Consider the following 19,532-nt stretch of genomic DNA (forward strand, 5'->3'; position numbering starts at 1 on the left):
CTATCGATCCTCCAGAACGATCACGTGAACGTCGCCGGGGCCGTGGACGCCGTGGACGAGGTCGCCCATGTCGGCGGTCGCGCTCCGGCCGGTCGCGAAGACGACGCTGTCCCGGCCCGCGTCGAACCCGTCGGCGAGTCGGTCGAAGCCGGCGCTGAGATCGGGGACGATATCGCTCTCCGCGACGACGGCAACGTGTCGCTCCGGGTAGAGACTGATCGGTTCCGCGCCGTCGGCCGTCGACTCGACGGCGACCGTGCCGTATTCCGCGATCGCGAACCCGACCGGGGTGATGCCGGTCCGTGCGGCCGTCAGTTCGGTGGCCGTCGGATCGGTCGTCACCGACGCCGGGAGGGCTACGCCGTCGAAGGGGAGGTGGACGCCGATCACTGGTTCCGCAGCGATCGTTTCGATCCGTTCGCTCGCGTCGGCGGCCGTCACGCGCTCGAGTCCCACCTCGAGTCCCTCGAGTACGCGTTCGAACCGGCCGACAGTGTCGACTGTCATCGCGTCTCATGTCCGGGCGAACGGTAAAGACACTGATGGTCAGTACGTTGCCATGTCGTGACGGCACAGTGGCCCGACTCGGTCGCGACTCGGAGCGGCCGCGTGACTACCGCGATTCGCAGATCGCCAGGAAGTTCTCGAAGATCTCGTCGCCCTCCTCGGTGTGGGCGACCTCGGGGTGCCACTGGACGCCGTAGAGATCGCGGTCGGTGTCGCTCATCGCTTCGACGTTACAGACGTCGCTTTTCGCCGTCAGTTCGAAGCCCGCCGGCAGTTCCGTGACCTCGTCGGCGTGACTCGCCCAGACGCGGGTTTCGGGGTGCAGCGAACCGGTCAGCGGGTCGTCTTCGTCGACGATGTCGACGGTCACGTCGGCGTACCCGCCGTACTCGCCGCTCCCGACGCTGCCCCCGAGTTCGGCGGCGATCAGTTGCATTCCCAGGCAGATGCCCAGGACCGGCACGTCCGCCTCGAGATAGGCCGGCGACTCCCCGATCCGATCCATGTCCGGGCCACCCGAGAGGACGACGCCGTCGGCATCGACGTCTGCCGGCGGCGTCTCGTTGTCGATCAATTCCGTGTCGACGCCGAGATCGCGAAGCGCCCGGCGCTCCAAGTGGGTAAACTGTCCGTGGTTGTCCACCACGACGATCTTCGTCATTGGGTGCCCGTAGCGGCCCACCCGATAAAAGCGGTCCGAAAACCGTTCTCGGCGTCGGTGGCGACGACGATCGCAGCGAGGCACACGGATAGTGTCCGACGGGGTATGGATGTGACGGGGGGATCGGGAAGCCGGATACACATCGCGACGGAAACAGCGAACTTCGACTCGGTGTTCCGGTATGTTTATGCGTTCGTCACCGGTTACAACTGACATGGCAGTCGATCTCAGTGAATTCGAGCATCCGTCGTGGCTCACTGCGGCAGGAACGGGTATCGGGTATGTCGCCATTCTCGGGCTGCTGACACTGCTGATGTTCGTCGTTCCGTGGCTCGTCTTCTCGGCGCTGTAACGTCGACCCGGCGTTCCGACGGACAACGCGCTGCCAGTCGGCCTTCTCGGTCCCTGCCGGGAGCGTCAAGCGGTACGATCGCCCGTCAGCTACTGCGGCCGCAACTATCCTCGCCAGCGAGAACACAGCGGTGAGTCCACACTGCGACCGACCGACGACGGTACCGCCGTCGCTCGAGGGACGGCAAACCGAAAGAGGAGAACTGCTGTCGACTTCGGGGGGCGTTCAGGCGAACGTCTTCGAGACCTCTTCGGACTCGTCGGATTCGGCCTCGACCTTGTCCCAGGCGCTACGGAAGTCCTCCATCCGGATCTCGGTGCGGTCGTCGCGGATGGCGAACATGCCGGCCTCGGTACAGACGGCTTTGATGTCGGCACCGGAGGCGTTGTCGGCCTCGGCGGCCAGTTCGGCGAACTCGACGTCGTCGGCGACGTTCATGCCGCGGGTGTGGATCTCGAAGATGATCTCGCGACCCTCCGCGTTCGGCTTGGGCACTTCGATCAGGCGATCGAACCGGCCGGGACGGAGAATGGCGCGGTCGAGCATGTCGAAGCGGTTGGTGGCGGCGATGATGCGGATCTCGCCGCGCTCCTCGAAGCCGTCCATCTCGGAGAGCAGTTGCATCATCGTCCGCTGGACCTCGGCGTCGCCGGAGGTCTTGGATTCGGTTCGCTTGGCCGCGATGGCGTCGATCTCGTCGATGAAGATGACGGCGGGCTCGTGTTCGCGGGCGACGTCGAAGAGGTCACGAACGAGTTTCGCGCCCTCGCCGATGAACTTGTGGACCAGTTCCGAGCCGGCCATTTTGATGAAGGTGGCGTCGGTCTGGTTGGCGACGGCCTTGGCGAGCATCGTCTTCCCCGTGCCCGGCGGCCCGTAGAGGAGGACACCGCTGGGCGGATCGATCCCGACGTCGTCGAACATCTCGGGCTTCTCGAGGGGCATCTCGACGGTCTCGCGGACCTCCTGCATCTGCTCTTCGAGCCCGCCGATGTCCTCGTAGCTGACGTCCGGGCTCTCGGTGACTTCCATCACGCGGGCGCGGACGTCGGTCTCGTTCGAGAGGGGCTTGACGATCGACAGCGAGTTGTTGACCGCGACCCGGGCGTCGGGTTCGATGTCCGCGCGCATCTCGTCGGTGACTTCCGTCAGCGCCTCCTGGTTGTTCCCGTGTTGTTTGATGATGACGCCCTCGTCCGTGACTTCCTGGACGGTGGCGACGAACAGCGGGGACTGTTTGAGTTTCTTGTTCTCGTGTGTGAGACGTTCGAGTTTCTGCTGGTACTTGTTGTTCTCGGCGTTGGCGTCGAGGAGTTTGTCGCGCATCTCCTCGTTTTGCGCTTCGAGGATCTCCAGCCGTTCCTCGAGCGCCTGGATTTTCTCCTGTTGGGACGCCTCGTCCTCGTCGTATGGGAGGTCGACGTCGTCCACGGTGTCACTCATTACCCGCCCTTTGGGTGCTGGTTCATAAGAGACTTCGGGTAGGTGCATTCGTCCTCGAAATATAACCGTAGGATATTAAATCGAATAGCAAATATTATTACTCTGTATTCGGAATGGGAGAGTAGGATGAGTGCTTCAGAGCGGTTTCGACAGGAGACTACCGAGCGCGGAACGTGGGACGACGTCCGAGACCTGCCGCCGAGCGCGAAACTCGTCGCGAAGGTCCTCGAGTACAACGACACGATGACCCAGCAACAGATCGCCGACGAGACGCTGCTGCCTTCCCGGACGGTCCGGTACGCGTTAAACCGACTCGACGAGGAGAACGTCATCGACTCGCGGTTCTCGTTTTCCGACGCTCGCAAGCGACTCTACAGTCTGGACGTTCGATCGTAACGGGCGACCGCGCCTGCTGCCGACGGACTGCGTTTTCTCTGGAGAGCGTCTCCGCGTCGTCTCGATATCGTCGTCCGAGTTCTACAGCGGCCCGGCCCATCGTCCCATCCCGACTGCCGTCAGTTCCGTCTGACGTATCGCTTTTACTTTCACTCCGGTGACGGAACCCATTTACGACGGGCTCGCAAACGACTGGCCAATGACGCGGGTTATCCATACGGGCGATACCCACATCGGGTACCAGCAGTACAACTCGCCCGAGCGACGACGGGACTTCCTCGAGGCCTTTCGCTCGGTCGTCGAGGATGCGGTCACCGACGACGTCGACGCTGTGATCCACGCCGGCGACCTCTTTCACGATCGACGGCCGGGGCTCGTCGACCTCCAGGGGACCGTCGAGGTGCTTCGAACGCTTTCCGACGCTGACATCCCTTTTCTCGCCGTCGTCGGCAACCACGAATCGAAACGCGACGCCCAGTGGCTCGATCTCTTCGCCGACCTCGGCCTGGCGACGCGGCTCGGGGCCGAGCCGGTCGTCGTCGACGACACCGCTTTCTACGGACTCGACTTCGTCCCGCGATCGCGCCGGGACGATCTCACCTACGATTTCGACGCGCTGCCGGCCGAAGCGGCCCACGCGAGTTTAGTGAGTCACGGCCTCTTCGAACCCTTTGCACACGCCGACTGGGATACCGAAACCGTCCTCGCCGAGTCGACGGTCGATTTCGACGCCGTGCTGCTGGGGGACAACCACAAACCCGACACCGCCGAGGTACTGGACACGTGGGTCACCTACTGCGGTTCGACCGAGCGTGCAAGCGCCAGCGAGCGCGCCGATCGAGGCTACAACTTCGTCGACTTCGCGGACGACGGGACGGTCGGTATCAGCCGCCGCGGCCTGCCCTCGACCCGCGAGTTCGTCTTCGTCGACGTCGAACTCGCCGCGGACGAGGGCATCGACCGCGTCCAGGAACGGGTCCGCCAGCACGACCTCGCGGATGCGGTCGTCATCGTCACCGTCGAGGGCGAGGGGCGACCCATCGCCCCGGCAGCCATCGAGGAACTCGCAATCGACCGCGGCGCGCTCGTCGCCCGCGTGAACGATCGCCGGGACCTCCCCGACGAGGACGAGGACGTGTCGGTCAGCTTCGCCAACCCGGACGATGCGGTCCGCGAACGGGTGCGAGAGATGGGTCTCAGCGACGCCGCCCTCGAGATCGACGAGACCGTCCGGAGCGGGGATCTCGCCGATTCGAACGTTCGCGACTCCGTCGAGCGGCGGGTTCGCGATCTGCTCGAGGACGACGATTCGGCGTTCGAGCCCGCACCGGAGCGCCGGCCGGACGACGAAGACGTGACGACCGTCGCCGACCACCTCACTGACGGTGCAGAGTCTGCCCCCGAATCGACCGACGATGCGCCCGCCGAAGGGGCGGCAAGTGACAGCGCCGACGCGGTCGCCGATGCTGGCGACGGCGACGGGGCTGCGGGCACCGATGACCCCGACGAGACCGCCGACGCCGACACCGCCTCGCTGGGTGATTTCGCATGAGAGTCGACCGTGTTCAGCTGTTGAACTTCAAGTGCTACGGTGACGCCGACCTCACGCTCGAGCGCGGCGTCACCGTCGTCCACGGCGTCAACGGCAGCGGGAAGTCGACGCTGCTCGAGGCCGTCTTCTTCGCACTCTACGGCTCGAAGGCGCTGGACGACCGAACGCTCGACGACGTCATCACGACCGGCGAGGAGGAAGCGGCGGTCGAACTGTGGTTCACCCACGACGACCGCGAGTACCACGTCGAGCGCCGGCTCAAACTGCGCGGCGACCGCGCGGCCACGACGAAGTGCGTGCTCGAGACGCCGACGGCGACGATCGAGGGCGCTCGCGACGTTCGCCGGGAGGTCACGCAGCTCCTGCGGATGGACGCCGAAGCGTTCGTCAACTGCGCGTACGTCCGCCAGGGGGAGGTCAACAAGCTCATCCACGCCTCGCCGAGCGATCGCCAGGACATGATCGACGACCTGCTCCAGCTCGGCGCGCTCGAGGACTATCGGGAGCGCGCCAGCGAGGCCCGTCTCGGCGTCAAGACGGTGCTGGACGGCCAGCGGGAGGTCCTCGAGGACCTCGAAAAACAGGTCGCGGAGAAGGAAGCACAGGACCTCCACGACCGGTTGAACGACCTCGAGTCGCGCCGGGCCGAACTCACCGAGGAGATCGGTAACTACGAGGCCCAGCGCGAGCAGGCCGAAGAGACTCTCGAGACCGCCAGAGAGGTCCTCGAGCGCCACGAGGAGACCCGTGAGGAGATCGCCGATCTCGAGACCGAGATCGAGGAGCTACGGGCGAAGATCGAAGAGACCGAGCGCGACCGCGAGGACGCCAGCGACGAGATCGGCGAGCGTCGGGAGCGCCGCGAGGCGCTGGCCGACGAGCGCGCGGACCTACTCGCGGACATCGATCTCGAGGCGGCCGACCCGGACGAGGCCGACGTTCGGGACCGCATCGCGGAACTCGAGGCGCGAGACGAGGACCTCGGGGACGAACTGCAGGAGGTGACGGTGACGATCGAAACCGGGACCGAAGAAGTCGAACGCCTCCGCGAGGCGGCCGACGACCTCGAGGCCGAGGCCGAGTCGGCACGGGAGGAGGCCGCCGAACTCGCCGAACGGATCGATGCCGACGAGGAGGCGATCGCGGACCGCGAGGCGAAACTCGACGCTCTCGCCGACGATATCGAGGCCGCCCGCGACCGGTTCGACGACGCCCCGATCGCGTTCGGCGAGGCCGAGGCCCACCTCGCCGACCTCGAGGCCGACCGTGAGGAACTGACCGCAGCGATCAACGACGTCACCGCCGATATCCGGGCCGCGGAAAACGCCATCGAGGAGGGCGAGCGGCTGCTCGAGGAGGGCAAGTGCCCAGAGTGCGGCCAGCCCGTCGCTGAATCGCCCCACGTCGACGTCCCCGAGGACAAACGGACGGAACTCGCCGACCTCGAGGACAGGCGCGAGGAACTCGCGGCCGAACGCGACGCCCTCGACGAGCGACTCGAGCGCGCGGAAACGCTGTGCGAGGCCGAACGGGAGGTCGAGCGACTCGAGGACAACCGCGAGAACGTCTCGCAGTTGCTCGCGGAGAAACGCGAAGCGCTTACGGACCGACGCGACCAGCGCGACGCGCTGTGTGAGGAGGCCGACGACCTCGAGGCAGAGGCCGAGGAAAAGCGGGCCGCCGCCGAGGAGCGCGAGGCCGAAGTCGCCGACGCGCGGAGCGTACTCGGCGAGCTAAACACCGAACGCGGCGAGATTAAGGCGGAGATCGAGACGCTCGAGCGTGCCGCCGAGGTCGCCGACGAGCGGGCCGCCCTCGCCGACGAGATCGAACGGCTGTGCGAGCGTCGGCAGGACTGGGCCGAGATAAACGAAGAACGCCGTGAGACCCTCTCGGAGAAGCGCGACCGGAAGCGTGAACTGGAGTCCGAGTTCGACGAGGACCGCGTCGAGACGGCTCGGGAAGACGAGGAGAAGGCCGCGGCCTACATCGAACGGGTCGACGAGAAACTCGAGGCACTCGAGGCCGACCGCGACGCGGTCCAGGGGCAGATCGGCGGCGTCGAGGAGAAACTCGAGGAACTCGAACGGCTCCGCGAGCGCCGCGAACGCCTCGAAGAGCGGTGTAATCGGCTCGAGTCCCTCTACGAGGAAGCCGAAGCGTTACAGACGACGTACGGTGAGCTGCGTACGGAGCTGCGCCAGCGCAACGTCGAGACGTTAGAGCGGCTACTAAACGAGACGTTCGATCTGGTCTATCAGAACGACTCCTACGCGGCGATCGATCTCGACGGCGACTACCGGTTGACCGTCTACCAGAAGGACGGCGAGGCCCTCGAGCCCGAGCAGCTGTCCGGCGGCGAACGGGCGCTGTTCAACCTCAGCCTGCGGTGTGCGATCTACCGGTTGCTCGCTGAGGGGGTCGAAGGGACCGCACCGATGCCGCCGCTGATCTTGGACGAGCCGACGGTCTTCCTCGATTCGGGCCACGTCACCCAACTCGTCTCGCTGGTCGAGTCGATGCGGGATCTGGGCGTCGAACAGATCGTCGTCGTCAGCCACGACGAGGAACTCGTCGGCGCGGCCGACTCCCTGGTCCGGGTCGAGAAGGACGCGACGTCGAACCGGTCGCGCCTCGAACGGGGCGAGCCGCCGGAGAGCGCGCTGCTCGCGTCCGACTAGACTCGTTCGCTGGCACCGTCTATAGACGATGGTCGACTACGATATGTTCTGCTGATCTGCGGGGGACTGATCGCAACGCCGTCGTGCGATCAGGTGTGTAATGACTCTCAGTTGCTACTATAATTACTGCAGTCGATGCGAGAGGTGCATCACGGATCGTCCGAAGGGTCGTCGAGCCTCGGCGTTTCAGTTCGGAGCGTCTCGAGTGCAACTTCACAGTCCTCGGTGAGCTGGTAGCCGCGTTCGCCGGCGAGCTCGGTTTCCTCGAGCAGGCCGGCGGTCGAGAGGACCGTCAGCCGCCCGTGCAGGTCGCTCTCGCAGAAGTCGTAGGCGTCGAGCAGGGTCCGGACCCCGAGCGGCCCCCGCTCGGCGAGTTCGATCAGCAGGCCCAGCGTCTCCGCGTCGTGAACGTTCGTCAGGAGGGTGAGAACGGGATCCGGGACGCTCCGGGCCGCCGTCTCGAGGGCCGACTGGTCGACGGCCTCGAGACGGTCGTTGCGGATGTAACACTCGTTGCCGGTTTCGGGGTCACGGACGAGACTCGCGTCGTCCGATCGTTTGAGAAGCAGGTACCGTTTGCCGGTGTCGTCCTCGACTGTGTTCATGGGCTGTCGTTTTGCTCCGGTGACCGTGAGCGGGGAACGTCCCCCGCCGTCGGGCCGGCTGCGTCGGGCGGTTTCGATTCGGCCGTTCCCGCGTCGGTATCGGCTCCGTCGTGGGTCTCGGGATCGTCAGCGGTGCTAGCGTCGCGGTCTCGCTTGAACGTTTTGTATCGCCGGCCGGCGAACCCGAACAGCACGGCCCCGGCGGCGACGAGGAGGCCGCCGCGGAACAGATCGCCCTCGAACACGAGCAATAGCAACCCGAGCGACACGGCCAACACGGCAGCGTTGATGACCAACACCAGCGACCAGAACGTCTCGAGGATGTCGCCGGGGACGTCAGTCTCGTCGATGGACACGGTTGGCGGGTCGATCCCGTCCGACAGATCGGGCAGGTCGTCGTCGGGAACGTCGTCCTCGGTCGACACCTGTGGGATCGTGAGCCCATCGCTCTCCTCGTCGTAGAGATCCGCTTCCGGGTCCCACTCGTCGGGCTCGTCTTGGGGCCGGTCGAATACCACATGCGGGTCGATGCCCAGGGAGGGGAAAAACGTTCGCTTCGCGAGTGCCGTCTCAGGCCAGGTCCTCGAGCGTGAGGGTTCGAGAGGTCTCGACCCACGCGAGCGGGTTCTGGGCGTCGTAGAAGACGACGCCGTCCTCGGTCTCATAGGATTCGATCGTTGCGGTCCCCGCGGGTTCACTACTCGGCTCGCTCCGATCCGTCGCGTCGTCGTTCACATGGGTGGACACGTCGATCACCTGATTGCATGCTATGTGTTACCACTTTATATGTCTTGTTGCTCCCGCAAGCGTCCGCTGCCGGACTCCTGTCGGCGGGTCTCGCGGGCGGGGATTGCAGGGGTTTTTATCCGCCGACTCCGAACCTCGGTATCATGACTGAGGCGGGCCAGACCGGACTCACGGAGTTCGGCGACGACTCCGCGGAGACCGACGACCGGCCGGACGAAGAGGCGGTTGCCGTCGCCGGTAACGGCGGGTCCGACGCCGCGGAGGTGATCGACGTCGTCGAGGAAACGCTGCCCGAATCCGAGGGCGACCTCGAACTCGCCGTGATGCAGGTCGACTACACGATCGCCGGCTACGGCGACGAGGAACGGCCGATCATGCACGTCTTCGGGCGGACGCCCGACGGCGAGTTAGAGCACGTACAGGTCGTCGGCTTCAAACCGTATTTCTACGCGCCGACCGAGACGCTCGAGCGGCCGCCGGAGGAACAGTACGACCGGTTGACTGGCAGTCGGGAGTACGACGAGGACGGCGAGCCCTACGAAAGTATTCGGGGCGAGAAACTCACCAAGATCTTCGGCCAGACACCCCGTGACGTCGGGCAGGTCCGCGACGACTTCAACCACTACGAGGCCGACATCCTGTTTCCCAACCGGTTTCTGATCGACAAAGACGTTCGCAGCGGGATTCGAGTCCCCGAACGCCGCGCCGACGACGACTCGCTGGTCGTTCCCCACGACGAGGTCGACGCGGCCGACGTCGACGCCGCCCCGCGCGTGAATACCTTCGACATCGAGGTCGACGACCGCTCGGGCTTCCCCGAGGACGGCGAGGAGCCGATTCTCTGTCTCACCAGCCACGACTCCTATCGGGACGAGTACGTCATGTGGCTCTACGAGGCCCCGATGGGCGACGGCGAGATTCCGACCGAGATCACGGAGTACGAACCCATCGAGGGCGAGATCGACCACGACGTACGGTGCTTCGCGGAGGAAGAGGCCATGCTCGAGGCCTTCGTCGAGTACGTCGAGGACACCGACCCCGACGTCCTCACGGGCTGGAACTTCGAGGATTTCGACGCGCCGTACTTCCTCGACCGGCTCGAGGAACTCGCCGGTCCCCACCACGAGTACGACCTCTCGATCGATCGTCTCTCGCGAGTCGACGAGGTCTGGCGCAGCAACTGGGGCGGCCCGGACATCAAGGGTCGTGTCGTCTTCGACCTCCTCTATGGCTACCAGCGGATGGTCTTCTCCGAACTGGATTCCTACCGGCTCGACGCCGTCGGGGAGGCGGAGTTGGGCGTCGGCAAGGAGCGCTACGCCGGCGACATCGGCGACCTCTGGGAGGCCGACCCCACGCAGTTGCTCGAGTACAACCTGCGGGACGTCGAGCTTTGTGTCGAACTCGACCGCCAGCAGGAGATCATTCCGTTCTGGGACGAAGTGCGCTCGTTCGTCGGCTGCAAACTCGAGGACGCGCCGACGCCGGGCGACGCGGTCGACATGTACGTCCTCCACGAGGCCTACGGGCGGTTCGCGCTGCCATCGAAGGGCCAACAGGAGGCCGGCGAGGAGTACGAGGGCGGCGCGGTGTTCGAACCGATCACGGGCGTCAAGGAGAACGTCACCGTACTGGACCTGAAGTGCTTCAGCGGTGATACGGAGGTTATGACACCTGACGGCCCGACGAATATCAAAGATCTCGATGTCGGCGACGAGATGTATACGCTCGACCCGGATACGTTCGAGTGCGAAATTACCCCCGTATCTGAAACACATGAGTACGAGAACCAATACGGACAGTTACACCACTTAGGTGGGAACACACACGATCTCAAGGTGACCGAGAACCACCAGTTCCTCGTCTCGAATACGCGTGGATGGGACGATCTCGGCCCGGACGATTTCGAACTCACCGAATACCGAAACATCCCCGAGACCGATCGGTTCGCGTTCCCGAATCACAAACCGATGACGGGGGCCGCGCCCGAAACGTTCGACCTCTACGAGGAGGTCACGGGTGGACACGTCGTCGTCTACACTGACGACGATCTCCGATCGTTCCGTCACTCGATGCCGGATCCCGTCGAATCGACGCTCGATCTCGTTCACGGCTCGTCCGAAGCGATGGGCATCCAGAAGTCGGTCGGCAAATATCTGATTCCGCTCTCGACGTTCCGCGATAACGAGTCGACGATCCGAGAGTACGCTGACGAACTTTTCCTGAAGTACGGGAAACAACACCGCGAGGCGCCTCTCTCGTTCCAAATGACCGACTGGCTCGAGTTCCTCGGGTGGTTCGTTACCGAAGGAAGCCTTGACCAGTCCGCCGACCGGTTTACGATTCATCAGTCGAACGGTACGCACCGCGAGCAGATCTGTTCGCTCCTCGATCGAATGGCGGTCAATTACAACGTCGATGAGCGAGGAATCAACGTCTCGAACCGATACCTCCTCGAGTGGCTCGAGGACCATTGCGGCGACGGGTACGCCGAAAAATGTCTCCCCGAGTGGATATTCGATCTCGACGCCGAGTACCTCTCGATACTCCTCGAGACGATGATCGACGGTGACGGAGACCGTACGGACTCCGGTCTCGGGAAGTTCTGGACGAAAAGTGACGATCTCATGCGAGCTATATCCAGGATTGCCGTCCAGTGTGGACAGAAGCCAACGGTGTCGAAACAGAAAGACGGTACGTGGTACGTGTCCGTCGGGAAACGGGGATCGTTCAAGAAATCCAACGAGACTGTCGAACGACATGATGGGAACGTCTATTGTGTCACTGCAGCCGAAAACCACGTCATCCTCGCCGGACGAAACGGGAACTTCCAGTGGGTCGGTCAGTCGCTGTACCCGATGTGCATGACGACGATCAACGCCTCGCCCGAGACGAGGGTCGATCCCGACGAGTACGACGGGGACACCTACGTCGCGCCGGTCGGCGACGATGAGATTCACTTCCGCAAGGAACCCGACGGCGTCATGCGCGAGATGATCACGGAACTGCTCGCCGAGCGCGAGGAGAAGAAGGAACTGCGAAACGAACACGAGCCCGGATCGCACGAGTACGAGCAGTACGACCGCCAGCAGGGGGCGGTAAAGGTCATCATGAACTGCTTCACGTCGGATACGGAGGTTTTGACTCCTAGTGGCGTGCGCGGGATCACCGATCTCGAGATCGGCGACGAAGTGTATTCGCTCGATCCGGAGACGGAAGAACTGGAGATCAAGCCGGTCGTCGAAACCCACGACTATCCCGACTACGACGGCGATCTGATCGATATCGAGACGAGCAAGATCGACTTCCGCGTTACGCCGAATCACCGCATGCTCGTCCGAAAGAACGAGACAAACGGAATCACGGAAGACGAGTATAGCTTTGTCGAGGCCGGAAACCTCGACCGAGCGACGAACTATGAGCTCCCTCACGGGTGGGCGGGCCCCGACGGAGACAAGCTCGAGGAGGTCGATCTCACGGAACTGATCGACGGCGAATACGAAGTGTGGGTCAGGCCGTCCGTTCACGGCCGTACGTTCACGGCGGAATTGGGCTGGACGCCGCGTCGCGTACCGAAAGCTGATGTCGGCAAAACGGGGTACGTCTTCACGGACGAGGAGTTCGAGGAACACCGTGAGTACATCGAAGAGGTCTGTGAGATGAGTTTCATTCACCGGGAATCCGGCCGGAAATGGATTCCTCGGACCTACGATGGAGACGATTTCCTCGACCTGCTTGCATGGTTCGTAACGGAAGGAAACGTCTATACGTCCGAAGACAAGCAGTTCGGCGAGAATTTCCGTGGTTCGGCAACGACGGTAAACCTGGCACAGGACAAACTGCCGGTTGCCGACGGCGGCGTCGACCACCACGCGACGATCGGCGAACTGCTCGATGACATGGGTTTCGACTACTACGTCGATGATCGGTGTTACACGGTCACATCGAAACTCCTCGGTAATCTATTGACGTCGCACTGTGGCGACGGCAGTTTCGAGAAGCGAATCCCCGAGTTTGTCTTCGAGTGCAGCAGCCAACAGAAACGACGGTTCCTCGAGGTGCTCATCGACGGCGATGGCGATCGGCAGGTCAACTCCTGGCGGTATACTACCTCGAGCGACCGGCTTCGGGACGACGTCCTCCGTCTCTGTGCACATCTCGGCATAACAGCAAACTACAATCGTGATAGCGGCTCGTGGCGCATCTACGTCACTGAGGGCTCGAAAAACACGCTTCGAATGCACCGAAGTGCGTCTCGAAGTACTGCTGACGACGGTGTTTACTGCGTTACCGTCGAGGACAACCACACGCTGCTCGCCGGCCGAAACGGGAAGTTCCAGTTCGTCGGTCAATCGCTGTACGGCGTCTCGGGTTGGGAGCAGTTCCGCCTGTACGACAAGGAAGCAGCATCCGCCATCACTGCCACTGGTCGCGAAGTCATCGAGTTTACCGAGACCGCTGCTAACGAGGAAGGCTACGAGGTTACCTACGGCGACACCGACAGCGTCATGCTTGAACTCGGTACCGACGTATCGAAAGCGGAAGCTATCGAAACGTCGTTCGACCTCGAAGAACACATCAACGGTCGGTACGACGATTTTGCGCGCGAAGAACTAGGTGCCGAGTTCCACCGCTTCCAGATCGAGTTCGAGAAACTCTACCGTCGGTTCTTCCAAGCAGGAAAGAAGAAACGCTACGCGGGCCACATCACCTGGAAGGAAGGAAAGGACGTCAACGACGTCGACATCGTCGGCTTCGAGTATCAGCGCTCGGATATCGCGCCGATCACCAAGGAGGTCCAGCATCGGGTCATCGAGATGATCGTCCGCGAGGGCGATATCGAAGGCGCAAAGGAGTACGTCAACGGCGTCATCGAGGACGTCCTGGCCGGCGAAATCTCGCTCGAGGAGATCGCGATTCCCGGCGGGATCGGGAAACGACTCGACAACTACGACACCGACACGGCGCAGGTCCGTGGTGCGAAGTACGCCAACCTGCTGCTTGGGACCAACTTCCAGCGCGGGAGCAAACCCAAGCGACTCTATCTCGACCGCGTCGATCCGTCCTTCTTCGAACGCCTCGAGGCCGAGGAAGGGTTCGACGCCCGCACCGACCCCCTCTACGGTGCGTTCAAGCGCGACCCCGATGTCATCTGCTTCGAGTACGAAGATCAGATCCCCGAAGCGTTCGAGGTCGACTACGACAAGATGCTCGAGAAGACGCTGCAGGGACCGATCGAGCGCATCCTCGAAGCGCTGGACATCTCGTGGGACGAAGTGAAAAGCGGGCAAGAGCAGAAGGGACTCGACTCGTTCATGTGAACTGATCGACGGACTACGCCGAACCGTTCCCCGGAATCGGTACGTAACGCCGATCTGAAGTCCGTCTCGCCGCGGAAAGCAGGATACCGTCTCACGGTTCCGTATCGGACCATCCGAACTGTGCTTTCCGAATCAGAAACTTATTTTGACTCTGCGGGACTGTATCCAATTGGATACGAAACCGTTATCAGTCATACGACCCACTGTCCAGACGACAGAATACTATGGCACGCCTCGAACTCAACAATCTGCATGCGGAAGTGGCGGAGGGCGACGAGAAGATCCTCGAGGGCGTCAACCTCGAGGTCCAGTCGGACGAGATCCACGCGCTGATGGGACCGAACGGCTCCGGGAAGTCGACGACCGCGAAGGTCATCGCCGGCCACCCGGCCTACGAGGTCACCGAGGGCGACGTCCTGCTTCACCTCGAGGACGACGAGTTCGGCGAGGACATCGAGATCGACGAGGAGCAGCGCACCTGGAACCTCCTCGAGCTCGAGCCGAACGAACGCGCCGCGCTCGGTATCTTCCTCGGCTTCCAGTATCCCGCGGAGATCGAAGGCGTCACGATGACGAACTTCCTCCGAACGGCGCTGAACGCCAAGATCGAGGAGCGCGAGGAACTCTTCGAGGACGAGGAGAACGACGAGGCCGACGCGGCGGACGACGAGGGCTTCGAGTCCTCGCCGATGGAAGGCCCCGCGGACGAGGGCGAAATCGGCGTCGCCGAGTTCCAGAAAATCCTCCAGGAGAAGATGGAACAGCTGGAGATGGACGAGAAGTTCGCCCAGCGCTACCTCAACGCCGGGTTCTCCGGCGGGGAGAAGAAACAGAACGAAGTGCTACAGGCCGCCATCCTCGAGCCCTCGATCGCCGTCCTCGACGAGATCGACTCCGGGCTCGACATCGACCGCCTGCAGGACGTCTCCAACGGGATCAACGCACTGCGCGACGAGCAGGGCACCGGCGTCCTGCAGATCACCCACTACCAGCGCATCCTCGACTACGTCGAGCCCGATCACGTCCACGTGATGCTCGACGGCCAGATCGCCAAGAGCGGCGGGCCCGAGCTCGCCGAGAAGCTCGAGGACAAGGGGTACGACTGGGTCCGCGAGGAAGTCTACGGCACCGCGTAACCGGATTCGACTAGAACAACCGTAATAACGCTACAGCCGTAACCACAACTACATCAACCAATGAGTTCCGATCAAGACCACCTACAAGAGACAGACACCGAGGCCCGGTTCGAGTTCAAGAAGGAAGAGAACGCCGCGGTCCGATCCGGGAAAGGCCTGACCGAGGAGGTCATTCGCATGATCTCCGAGGACAAGGACGAACCCGACTGGATGCTCGAGCGCCGCCTGCGTTCGCTCGAGCAGTACCACAACATGCCGATGCCGTCCGGTTGGCCCGGCATGCCGGATCTCTCCGAACTCGACGTCGAAGAGATCATCCCGTACATCCGACCGGACGTCGACAAGCGCGAAGGCGTCGACGACTGGACGGAGCTGCCCGACGAGATCAAGGACACGTTCGACAAGCTGGGCATTCCCGAAGCCGAGAAGAACGCCCTCTCGGGCGTCGGTGCCCAGTACGAGTCCGAGGTCGTCTACCAGAACATGCAAGAGCAGTGGGAGGAGAAAGGCGTCATCTTCTGTAACATGGATGAGGCCGTTCGGGAGCATCCCGAACTCGTCAAAGAGCACTTCATGACGACCTGCGTGCCGCCGAGCGACAACAAGTTCGCCGCCTTGCACGGGGCCGTCTGGTCCGGCGGGAGCTTCGTCTACGTCCCCGAGGACGTCACCGTCGAGATGCCGGTTCAGGCCTACTTCCGCATGAACTCCGAGGGGATGGGTCAGTTCGAGCACACGCTCATCATCGCCGAGGAAGGCTCGGAGGTCCACTACATCGAGGGCTGTTCGGCCCCGAAGTACGGCACCCACAACCTGCACTCGGGCGGCGTCGAGGTCTTCGTCGGCGAGGACGCTCACGTTCAGTACTCGACCGTCCAGAACTGGTCGAAGAACACGTTCAACCTCAACACCAAACGCGCCATCTGCGAGGAGAACGGCACGATGGAGTGGGTTTCGGGCAGCATGGGCTCGAAAGCGACCATGCTCTATCCGTGTACGATCCTCAAGGGACGGGGTTCGACCGACACCCACATCACCATCGCCTTCGCGGGCGAGGGTCAGGACATCGACACCGGCGCGAAGGTCTACCACAACGCGCCCGATACCAGCTCGACCATCGAGTCCAAGTCGATCTCCAAGGACGGCGGCCGCACCAACTACCGCGGGCTCGTCCACATCGCCGACGGCGCGGAGAACTCGAGCACTGCCGTCGAGTGTGACGCCCTGATGTTCGACAACGAGTCCACGTCGGACACCATGCCGTACATGGAGATCGAGGAGTCGAAGGTCGACGTCGCCCACGAGGCGACCGTCGGCAAGATCGGCGACGAGGACATCTTCTACCTCCAGTCGCGCGGACTGGACGACGACGATGCCAAGAAGATGATCGTCGCCGGCTTCATTGAGCCGATCACGGAGGAACTGCCGATCGAGTACGCGGTCGAACTCAACCGTCTCATCGAACTCGAGATGGAGGGGAGCCTCGGATAATATGAGCGCAGGAACACAGGTACACGCCAATCTGACCGAAGAACAGGTACGCGAAATCAGCGGAGATCTCGACGAGCCCGACTGGCTCCTCGAGACCCGTCTCGAGGCACTCGGGGCCCTCAAAGAACTCGACATGCCCGACGTCATCCGGACGCCGGGGCGGGACTGGACGAACCTCCACGACCTGGACTTCGAGTCCCTCGTCGATCCGCTCAACGCGGCCGAGGACAAAGATCAGGTCGGTCCCGACGAGGCTGAAGTCCTGGCCTGGAGCGACGCCGTCGCCGAGCACGAGGACCTCCTCAAGGAGCACTTCGGCAGTATCGTCGATCCACAGGAGAACTATCTGACCGCGCTCTCGACGGCGCTGTTTAGCACCGGGACGGTCATCTACGTCCCCGAAGGTGTCGACGCCGAGGACGTTACCGTCCGCACCGAGCAGAACTCCCGCTCGCTGTTCAACTACACGCTCGTCGTCACCGAGGAATCGTCTTCGGTCACGATCCTCGAGCGACAGTCGACCGGTGCCGAGCAGGACGAACAGTACTACAGCGGCGTCGTCGAAGTCGCCGCCGGCGAGAACAGTTACGTCCAGTACGGCAGCCTCCAGAACCTCTCGGAGGAGGCCTACAACTTCACCGTCAAGCGCGGCGTCGCCGACACCTACGCCACGATCGACTGGATCGAGGGCAACCTCGGGACCCAACTCACGAAGACGGAAGTCTCGACGACGCTCAGCGGCGATAGCTCCGAGACACAGATCGTCGGGGCGTTCTACGGCCACAACGACCAGCACTTCGACCTCGACGCGAAGGTCTGGCACCGCGCCGAGCACACGACCGCGGATCTCGTCACCCGCGGTGTCACCGACGATGTCGCCCGCTCGGTCTACGAGGGCGTCCAGGACGTCGGCGCCGACGCCTGGGACACCAGCTCCTACCAGCGTGAGAACACGCTGATGCTCAGCGACGAGAGCGAGGCCGACGCCTCCCCGAAGCTGATCATCAACAACCACGACACCGAGGCCAGCCACTCCGCGACGGTCGGCCAGATTGACGCGGAGGACCTGTTCTACATGACCTCCCGCGGTGTCGACCCCCGAGCGGCGCGCAACATGCTCGTCGAGGGCTTCTTCGTGCCCGTTCTCGAGGAGATCGACGTCGACGAGCTCAGCGAGGATCTCGAGGAACTGATCGGCGCTCGACTCCGACAGCGCGACTGATCGCTGTCGGTCCCCTGTCCCTCCCGCTGGTTCGCGTTGTTCCCGTCCGCGCTCCGAGACGACTAAGTAACCACGGCTCCCTTGTCGTGATATGAGCCTGGGACAGCGTGTCTCGAGCGACCACCAGCTGACCCGATTGCTCCAGATCGGGGTCGTGCTGGAGGAACTCGTCGAGTCACGCGCCGCCCACCACATCGAGTCCCTGCCCCCCGACGAGCGGGCGGAATTCGACGAGGAGGTGGAAGAGTTACTCGCGGAGGCCGCCACGGAGTCGGCCGAGCACCGCGAGCGACTCGAGGCGCTGATCGACGATCTCGAGGCGGAAACGGTCGGATACGAGGAGATCAACGCACTGGTCGACGCCCAGTACGGGCCGCCGGAGGACACGGACGGCGTCCTCTACGACCAGTTGGCCAACGAGGAGACGGCCTACAAGTTCTACGACGACCTGATCGAAGCGATCGAGGCTTCCGAATCCGAGTTCGCCGTCGACCGCGAGCGACTGCTCGAGACGCTGTACGGCATCCGCGAGGAGGAAAAAGAGGGCGTCGAGGAAGTGACCGAGGTCATGGAGCAGCGAGCATGATCAGGGCGATCGCCACGACCGCGGCCACCACAGTTACCGCGTTGACGCCGTCCGCGACACGCATCGACGCCCGGCCGCGGGTGCGCCGGCGAGGGACCGACACGACACGGAACGCGACCGACGGAGGGATGGCATGAACACTGCAGATCAATACCTCAAAGCGATCTATCTGGCCCAGCGCATCGAGGACGGCCCCGCATCGACCGGCACGCTCGCGGACCTCCTCGAGGTGAGTCCGGCCAGCGTCAACGAGATGATCGGCAAACTCGAGGAGCAGGACCTCGTCGACCACGAGAAATACAAAGGTGCCAGTCTGACCGACGAAGGACTCGAACGGGCACACAACGCCCTCCAGACCTACTGTATCATCGAGCGGTTCCTCGCGAACGTCCTGGAGGTCGAGGAGTTTCGCGACGAGGCCCGCGCACTGGAAAGCGTCATCGACGATACCGTCGCGGAACGCCTCGACACCATCATCGACCGGCCCGCCCAGTGTCCCGACTGTTTCGATGCCGAGCAGGACTGCTGTGAACTGCTCGAACTCGAGGCCGGCGGTCGGGCCGACTGAGTCGGGTCGGTTACCGGACCCGTATACCGGTGCTGTTTTATAGGGATAGCAGAGAGGAATAGGAGACGGCACGGTCAGACAGCTACCTTTCAGCGCGCGTGGTTTCCACGTGTGTTCACCTGACTGACCTACCCCGTCTCTCAAACACTCACGAGCGGTTGCTATTGCGGTCGGAGGGCCGCACCGACAGTATAACGAACGTGCTGCAGCCCGACATCGGGAGCGATTGCTGAACCAAATTCGATGAGAGCGACCGACGAAATT

16 protein-coding genes are annotated in these 19,532 nt (G+C 63.2%); 10 read left to right on the top strand and 6 right to left on the bottom strand.

What is annotated here, in order from left to right:
* Together ALTAJ2_RS05145 and ALTAJ2_RS05150 are read right to left on the bottom strand one after the other, a co-directional pair.
* Window positions 1-507, bottom strand: a complete 507-nt coding sequence (locus tag ALTAJ2_RS05145) for an LUD domain-containing protein (protein WP_007108172.1) — start codon at window positions 505-507, stop codon at window positions 1-3.
* A 106-nt stretch (window positions 508-613) separates the two neighbouring features.
* Window positions 614-1,168 carry a GMP synthase subunit A gene (locus ALTAJ2_RS05150; protein WP_007108173.1) on the bottom strand — a complete coding sequence of 185 codons (555 nt, stop codon included), beginning with the start codon at window positions 1,166-1,168 and terminating at the stop codon, window positions 614-616.
* 214 nt (window positions 1,169-1,382) lie between these two features.
* On the opposite strand from ALTAJ2_RS05150, the gene ALTAJ2_RS19590 reads away from it, so the two are divergent.
* The gene (locus ALTAJ2_RS19590) at window positions 1,383-1,520 is read left to right on the top strand and encodes a hypothetical protein (protein ID WP_007108174.1); all 138 of its coding nucleotides are present in this window, start codon (window positions 1,383-1,385) and stop codon (window positions 1,518-1,520) included.
* 225 nt (window positions 1,521-1,745) lie between these two features.
* On the opposite strand, the gene pan1 is transcribed toward ALTAJ2_RS19590, so the two are convergent.
* The gene (gene pan1, locus ALTAJ2_RS05155) at window positions 1,746-2,963 is read right to left on the bottom strand and encodes a proteasome-activating nucleotidase Pan1 (protein ID WP_007108175.1); all 1,218 of its coding nucleotides are present in this window, start codon (window positions 2,961-2,963) and stop codon (window positions 1,746-1,748) included.
* 126 nt (window positions 2,964-3,089) lie between these two features.
* Between pan1 and ALTAJ2_RS05160 the strand changes: the two genes are divergently transcribed.
* The 3 genes from ALTAJ2_RS05160 (at window position 3,090) to rad50 (ending at window position 7,592) form a co-directional block, all read left to right on the top strand.
* On the top strand, window positions 3,090-3,359 hold the full coding sequence (locus ALTAJ2_RS05160; protein WP_007108176.1) for a MarR family transcriptional regulator: 270 nt from the start codon (window positions 3,090-3,092) through the stop codon (window positions 3,357-3,359).
* A 199-nt stretch (window positions 3,360-3,558) separates the two neighbouring features.
* Entirely contained in the window at window positions 3,559-4,911 is a 1,353-nt protein-coding gene (gene mre11, locus ALTAJ2_RS05165; RefSeq protein WP_007108177.1) for a DNA double-strand break repair protein Mre11, read from the top strand.
* A complete protein-coding gene (gene rad50 / locus ALTAJ2_RS05170; RefSeq protein ID WP_007108178.1) occupies window positions 4,908-7,592 on the top strand; it encodes a DNA double-strand break repair ATPase Rad50 in 2,685 nt (894 codons plus the stop codon). Before mre11 ends, rad50 begins: the two co-directional genes overlap by 4 nt.
* 149 nt (window positions 7,593-7,741) lie before the next feature.
* Here the strand turns inward: rad50 and ALTAJ2_RS05175 are convergent, their stop codons facing one another.
* From ALTAJ2_RS05175 to ALTAJ2_RS05185, 3 genes are read right to left on the bottom strand one after another with little or no spacing between them, the layout of a single operon-like run.
* The gene (locus ALTAJ2_RS05175) at window positions 7,742-8,197 is read right to left on the bottom strand and encodes a DUF7346 family protein (RefSeq protein WP_007108179.1); all 456 of its coding nucleotides are present in this window, start codon (window positions 8,195-8,197) and stop codon (window positions 7,742-7,744) included.
* Window positions 8,194-8,715 carry a DUF7322 domain-containing protein gene (locus ALTAJ2_RS05180; protein ID WP_007108180.1) on the bottom strand — a complete coding sequence of 174 codons (522 nt, stop codon included), beginning with the start codon at window positions 8,713-8,715 and terminating at the stop codon, window positions 8,194-8,196. The genes ALTAJ2_RS05175 and ALTAJ2_RS05180 overlap by 4 nt, the downstream gene beginning before the upstream one ends.
* Window positions 8,716-8,767: 52 nt before the next feature.
* Complete coding sequence (locus ALTAJ2_RS05185; RefSeq protein ID WP_081603331.1) at window positions 8,768-8,953, bottom strand: DUF7331 family protein; 186 nt, start codon at window positions 8,951-8,953, stop codon at window positions 8,768-8,770.
* Between the two features lie 134 nt (window positions 8,954-9,087).
* Between ALTAJ2_RS05185 and ALTAJ2_RS05190 the strand changes: the two genes are divergently transcribed.
* From ALTAJ2_RS05190 to ALTAJ2_RS05215, 6 genes are all read left to right on the top strand, one after another.
* Window positions 9,088-14,265: a DNA polymerase domain-containing protein gene (locus tag ALTAJ2_RS05190; protein WP_007108181.1), complete on the top strand. Its 5,178-nt coding sequence runs from the start codon at window positions 9,088-9,090 to the stop codon at window positions 14,263-14,265.
* Window positions 14,266-14,489: 224 nt separating this feature from the next.
* Window positions 14,490-15,401, top strand: coding sequence for an ABC transporter ATP-binding protein (locus tag ALTAJ2_RS05195; RefSeq protein ID WP_007108182.1), 912 nt, complete (start codon window positions 14,490-14,492; stop codon window positions 15,399-15,401).
* 60 nt (window positions 15,402-15,461) lie between these two features.
* A complete protein-coding gene (sufB, locus tag ALTAJ2_RS05200; RefSeq protein WP_007108183.1) occupies window positions 15,462-16,892 on the top strand; it encodes a Fe-S cluster assembly protein SufB in 1,431 nt (476 codons plus the stop codon).
* 1 nt (window position 16,893) lies between these two features.
* Window positions 16,894-18,114, top strand: coding sequence for a Fe-S cluster assembly protein SufD (gene sufD, locus ALTAJ2_RS05205; protein WP_007108184.1), 1,221 nt, complete (start codon window positions 16,894-16,896; stop codon window positions 18,112-18,114).
* A gap of 91 nt (window positions 18,115-18,205) precedes the next feature.
* Complete coding sequence (locus ALTAJ2_RS05210) at window positions 18,206-18,700, top strand: hypothetical protein (protein WP_007108185.1); 495 nt, start codon at window positions 18,206-18,208, stop codon at window positions 18,698-18,700.
* Window positions 18,701-18,833: 133 nt separating this feature from the next.
* Entirely contained in the window at window positions 18,834-19,268 is a 435-nt protein-coding gene (locus ALTAJ2_RS05215) for a metal-dependent transcriptional regulator (protein ID WP_007108186.1), read from the top strand.
* Window positions 19,269-19,532 lie beyond the last annotated feature (264 nt).

Origin of the sequence: Natrinema altunense (genome assembly GCF_000731985.1) — an archaeon.
GTDB classification, from domain to species: domain Archaea; phylum Halobacteriota; class Halobacteria; order Halobacteriales; family Natrialbaceae; genus Natrinema; species Natrinema altunense.